The following is a 5,239-nucleotide window of genomic DNA, read 5'->3' as shown; positions in this document are numbered from 1 at the left end:
TCTAATGAGATCCTGAATCAAGTTCAGGATGACATTCATAGAAAATCGTCATGCCGGACCTGATCCGGCATCTCATACAGGGGGAGGATTCCCATCATAATCTCACTCTGATGAAACCCGCGGATATTAATCTGAGACAATGAAAAAAGGAGATTGATAATTATGCTACCTTAAAATCATCTTCGTTAATTTCAACGCTAAATGTGATATTTGCATTTAAGGCACTAAAAACTTTTAAAATAGTTTCTACGGTTACATTTTTTACGTTTCTTTCCAATTTTGAAATCTGAGACTTCTGTACACCAATTAATTCTCCCAATTGCTCCTGCGTGAGGTGCCTTTCTTTACGAACAGATCTTATCATTTCACCTAAAACATCAACTTTTAAGTCGAATTCATATTTATCCCGATCTTCCGTACCTATTTTTCCAATGTGACGATCCTTCATTTCGTCAAGAGTCATCATTGTTCTTTCTTTTTCATTCATTTTTCTATTCTTTAAAATATTCAAGCCTGATTTGTTTCGCTTTTTCAATTTGAGATTTTGGGATTTTATCCATTTTTTTAATGATGCCGTGGGTTGCAATTACTAAACTTTTTGATTTTTCCCTTTTATCCCAAAAGGCGAATAACCGATATTGATTTCCACTATACTTAGTCCTGAATTCCCAAATATCATCTTTCAGTTTTTTAAATAATCTGGGATCATTTACTAGGCTTGCTTTATCCAAATTATAATATATCTTTTTTCTCACAAGGGGACTCAGATTATCTAAAAAGTCAATTGCTTCCTTTAGAAATAAAATATTAAACTTTTTGTGCATTAACCTGATCTTTAATTTTTTATTTACCAAAGATAAGAAACAGGTTTCAATATATGGAAACTTACATTCTTAGAATCTCACTCTAATGGGATCCTGAATCAAGTTCAGGATGACGATTCCCACAATAAACCCTGGATCATCCACTTGGTTGGACACTCACGCCGATGAGACCGTCAATCAAGTTCAGGATGAGGTGCTCTAACAAAAAAAGCCCGCCAATACAGGCGGGCTTTTCGTTATAAAAACAAAACAGAAATTTATTTCTCGAATTCCTTAAGAGTTGTAGTGATAATATCAACACAATCCCTAAGCTGTTCCTCGTTCATTACCAGTGGTGGCGCGAAACGAATGATGTTCCCGTGGGTTGGTTTTGCCAGGAGTCCGTTTTCTTTTAAAGCCATACAGATATTCCAGGCAGTATCACCATCAGGAGAATCGTTGATCACGATAGCATTCAGCAGACCTTTCCCGCGTACCAGTTCTACAATTTTAGAATCCCTGATGTAATCATTGAGTAATCTTCGGAAGAGTCCGCCGAGTTTTTCGGCATTTTCTGCCAGGTTCTCGTCCTTAATCACTTCCAGGGCGGCAGTCGCTACTGCTCCGGCCAACGGATTTCCCCCGAAAGTAGAACCATGTTGTCCCGGTTGGATCACTTCCATAACAGTATCATCAGCCAAAACAGCAGATACCGGATATACTCCGCCTGAAATAGCTTTTCCGAGGATAAGGATATCGGGTTTTACTTCTTCGTGATCTACCGCCAGCAATCTTCCGGTACGGGCGATCCCTGTTTGTACTTCATCAGCGATAAAGAGTACGTTATGTTCTTGACAGATCTCTTTAGCGCGTTTCAGGTAACCTTCAGAAGGAACATAAACTCCAGCCTCACCCTGAATAGGCTCCACCATAAATCCGGCGATATTTTTATTGCTCTTAAGCATTTCTTCCAGGGCTTCGAGGTTATCGTAAGGGATCTTCAAAAATCCGGGAGTATAAGGCCCGAAGTTCTTTCTGGCACCTTCATCGTTGGAAAAAGAGATGATAGTAGTTGTTCTTCCGTGGAAGTTATTCTCACAAACCACGATCTGGGCTTCGGTTTCCTCAACCCCTTTCTTCTCATAAGCCCATTTCCTGGCGATCTTGATAGCGGTTTCAACCGCTTCTGCGCCTGTATTCATTGGCAGCAGCTTGTCGAAATTAAAATATTCTGAAGCAAACTTCTCGTAAGGCCCCAGCACATCGTTATGGAAGGCACGGGAAGTAAGCGTAAGTTTAGCCGCCTGTTTGCAAAGCGCGTCTACAATTTTTGGGTGACAATGCCCCTGGTTTACAGCAGAATAAGCCGATAGAAAATCGTAGTATTTATTTCCTTCTACATCCCATACATGCACGCCTTCGCCACGGCTTAAGACCACGGGTAGCGGATGATAATTATGGGCTCCGTACTTATCTTCCAGGTTGATCGCTTCTTCTGAAGTTGAAATTTTGGTTAATGGCATTTTCAATAATTTTATATTACTTTTTTTGCAATTCCTTCTTTAAGCTGAATCACATCAGATTCGGAGAGAAATCATCCAAAATTTGAATTCCTGCAAATTACTAAATGTTTCCTGAATTTTTCAAAGGCCGGGCTAATAAATCTTAGCATTTATCCTATTTTTGCGCTATGGCAAGAAGGAATAAAAACAAGCTCTTTGAAGCTGTTGAAGTTATAGATGCCGGTGCAAAAGGTAAGAGTATCGCCAAGGCCCCTGACGGAAAAGTGATTTTTATAGACAATGCGGTTCCCGGCGATGTCGCCGATGTGCAAACCACTAAAAAGCGCCGTGCTTTTTACCAGGGCACCGCGGTTAAATTCCATACTTTATCTGATAAACGCACCGAGCCGGTATGCCGGCATTTTGGCGTTTGCGGAGGCTGCAAGTGGCAGAATATGGAATATAAATACCAGCTGGAATACAAGCAGAATGAGGTGCTAAATAACCTTCAGCGCATAGGAAAGATCGAGTTACCGGAAGTGACTCCTATCCTGGGCAGCAAAGAGATCTATTTCTATCGGAATAAAATGGAATTTTCCTTTAGCGACAGCCGATGGCTCACTATAGAAGAGATCCAGAGCGGAAAGGACATCCAGGATAAGAATGCCTTAGGTTTTCATATTCCGGGGATGTGGGACAAGATCCTGGATATAGAAAAATGTCATTTACAGGAAGACCCCAGCAATGCGATTCGGAATTTTGTAAAAGAATTCGCTACAGAAAACGGACTGCAATTCTTTAACACCCGGGAACAGAGTGGGCTGTTGCGTACCCTGATGATACGCACCACTTCTACGGGAGAAATAATGGTGCTGATCCAGTTTTATAAAGAAGACAAAGTTAAACGGCAATTGCTTCTGGATGCCCTTGCTGAAAAATTTCCGGAGATCACCTCGCTTCAGTATGTGATCAACGGAAAAGGAAATGACACCATTTACGACCAGGAAGTGGTCTGTTATAAAGGTCGGGATCACATCTTTGAGGAGATGGAAGGTCTTAAGTTCAAAATAAACGCCAAATCTTTTTACCAGACCAACTCGGCACAGGCATACGAACTTTACAAGGTTACGAGAAACTTTGCCGATCTAAGCGGAGATGAACTGGTTTACGATCTTTACACCGGAACAGGCACCATCGCGCAGTTTGTAGCTAAAAACGCCAAAAAGGTAATCGGAGTTGAAGCAGTCCCGGAAGCTATTGAAGACGCCAAAGAAAATGCAGAGCGTAACGGGATTACCAACACGGAGTTCTACGTTGGGGATATGAAAAAAGTATTTACTGAAAGTTTTATCAATGAACACGGGCATCCTGATGTAATCATTACCGATCCGCCACGGGACGGGATGCATAAAGATGTGGTAGCCCAAATAATTGGTATCTTGCCAAAGCGAATTGTGTATGTGAGTTGTAATTCGGCTACCCAGGCGAGGGATCTGGCAATGCTGGACGAATATTACAAGGTAACCAAAGTTCAACCCGTAGATATGTTTCCGCAAACTCACCACGTGGAAAATGTGGTTTGTTTAGAAAGCCGGCAAGCTCCAGGTAGCATAAATGGTGAAATTTCAGGTTGATATTTATAGGCCTGTGTCAAATTCCGGGGTTCGGTTTAATATTGATTAAATGTTTCCGGGAAGCTGCCGGAAATTTGGAGGGTTTAGACTAATACTTAAAAGTCTGTGTCAAATTCCCGGGTTCGGGTTAATACATGAATAGATGAATAAGATCTTTTTAAAAATCTTTCTTGTTTGCTTCGGAGTATTGGTTTCCGGGTGCCAGCGTGACGATCTTTGTCCGGCCAGCACTGATACCACTCCCCTGCTTATCATTAAATTCTTTGATATAGAAGAACCTGAAGAAACCAGGTCTCCAACTAATTTACGGGTTTGGGACACGGAAAGAGATACTATACTTCTGGACAGGGTAAATGTTGATAGTATCATGATCCCTTTAAAAACCTTTGAAAATAATACCGAGTACGCGTTTACGCTCAATGCCCGGGAGATCGACGAGGATGACGAGGATGACGAGGATGACGAGGATGATACAAATACACTTATCCCGAACACCGATATTTTAAGATTTTCCTACGGCCGCGAGCAAGTTTATGTAAACCGTGCCTGTGCCTATAAAGTGATCTATTCTGATCTCAGGCTGAATATCGATGCCGGCGACGATGAAGCCTGGATTCAAACTTATACTATAGAACAAACCGAAGTTGAAGATGAAACAAACCGCCATATCTCTATTTTCTACTAGTCTGATCTTTTTGCTGTCAACAGGGTTTTTGTTCGCACAGCAGCCTACTGCCCTGGACACTTTAGATCAGCGGGAGAAATACGGCATTCGGGTAGGAACAGACCTGAGCAAACTCGCGCGTAGTTTTCTCCAGGATGATTATGATGGTTTCGAGATCATGGGAGATTACAGGGTATATGATAATTTCTATGCCGCTGCCGAGGTCGGTTCTGAAAGTCTTCCTTTTTCTGAAGATAATATCAGCGTGGTTTCTACCGGGCAATATGCCAAAATCGGGGTAGATTACAACGCTTACGAAAACTGGACCGGAATGGAAAATATGATCTTTGCCGGCCTGCGGTACGGATTTTCCACTTTTAAGCAGGAGCTAATCGAATACACCATTTACAACACCTCGCAGTTTTTCGGGCCTGATGTGCGGGACGAAATGATAGAAAACACCGGCCTTAATGCCAGCTGGATAGAGCTGATGGGGGGGTTAAAAGTGGAGATCCTGAATAACCTTTATCTCACGGCTAATGTTCAGTTGAAACGCAGGCTTTTTCAGAAAACACCAAATAACTTCGACAACCTTACTATTCCCGGATTTAACCGCACTTATGACGACAGTAATTT

General features: G+C 41.9%; 6 protein-coding genes. 3 read left to right on the top strand and 3 right to left on the bottom strand.

Annotation, left to right across the window (positions count from 1 at the left end):
• Positions 1 to 160: 160 nt before the first annotated feature.
• From ACESK1_RS10255 to rocD, 3 genes are all read right to left on the bottom strand, one after another.
• A complete protein-coding gene (locus ACESK1_RS10255) occupies positions 161 to 466 on the bottom strand; it encodes a helix-turn-helix domain-containing protein (RefSeq protein WP_372920090.1) in 306 nt (101 codons plus the stop codon).
• A gap of 25 nt (positions 467 to 491) precedes the next feature.
• Complete coding sequence (locus tag ACESK1_RS10250; RefSeq protein ID WP_372920091.1) at positions 492 to 824, bottom strand: type II toxin-antitoxin system RelE/ParE family toxin; 333 nt, start codon at positions 822 to 824, stop codon at positions 492 to 494.
• Positions 825 to 1,081: 257 nt separating this feature from the next.
• Positions 1,082 to 2,326 carry an ornithine--oxo-acid transaminase gene (gene rocD / locus ACESK1_RS10245; RefSeq protein WP_372920089.1) on the bottom strand — a complete coding sequence of 415 codons (1,245 nt, stop codon included), beginning with the start codon at positions 2,324 to 2,326 and terminating at the stop codon, positions 1,082 to 1,084.
• Between the two features lie 167 nt (positions 2,327 to 2,493).
• On the opposite strand from rocD, the gene rlmD reads away from it, so the two are divergent.
• From rlmD to ACESK1_RS10230, 3 genes are all read left to right on the top strand, one after another.
• Positions 2,494 to 3,939 (top strand): 23S rRNA (uracil(1939)-C(5))-methyltransferase RlmD, encoded by a 1,446-nt coding sequence (gene rlmD, locus ACESK1_RS10240; protein WP_372920088.1) that lies wholly within the window; start codon positions 2,494 to 2,496, stop codon positions 3,937 to 3,939.
• A gap of 142 nt (positions 3,940 to 4,081) precedes the next feature.
• A complete protein-coding gene (locus ACESK1_RS10235; protein WP_372920087.1) occupies positions 4,082 to 4,624 on the top strand; it encodes a DUF6452 family protein in 543 nt (180 codons plus the stop codon).
• The coding region (locus ACESK1_RS10230) for a DUF6048 family protein (protein WP_372920086.1) at positions 4,590 to 5,239 on the top strand (650 nt) is incomplete at its 3' end. The genes ACESK1_RS10235 and ACESK1_RS10230, both read left to right, overlap by 35 nt.

This window comes from Salegentibacter sp. (assembly GCF_041642575.1).
Lineage (GTDB): Bacteria > Bacteroidota > Bacteroidia > Flavobacteriales > Flavobacteriaceae > Salegentibacter.
The sequence above is the reverse complement of the archived record's forward strand: the minus strand, read 5'-3'. Positions and strand labels throughout refer to the sequence as shown.

Excerpts from the sequence above, each read along its gene's own strand:
- ACESK1_RS10255 (WP_372920090.1), bottom strand. The coding sequence starts at position 466 with ATGATGACTCTTGACGAAATGAAGGATCGTCACATTGGAAAAATAGGT.
- ACESK1_RS10250 (WP_372920091.1), bottom strand. The coding sequence starts at position 824 with ATGCACAAAAAGTTTAATATTTTATTTCTAAAGGAAGCAATTGACTTT.
- rocD (WP_372920089.1), bottom strand. The coding sequence starts at position 2,326 with ATGCCATTAACCAAAATTTCAACTTCAGAAGAAGCGATCAACCTGGAA.
- rlmD (WP_372920088.1), top strand. The coding sequence starts at position 2,494 with ATGGCAAGAAGGAATAAAAACAAGCTCTTTGAAGCTGTTGAAGTTATA.
- ACESK1_RS10235 (WP_372920087.1), top strand. The coding sequence starts at position 4,082 with ATGAATAAGATCTTTTTAAAAATCTTTCTTGTTTGCTTCGGAGTATTG.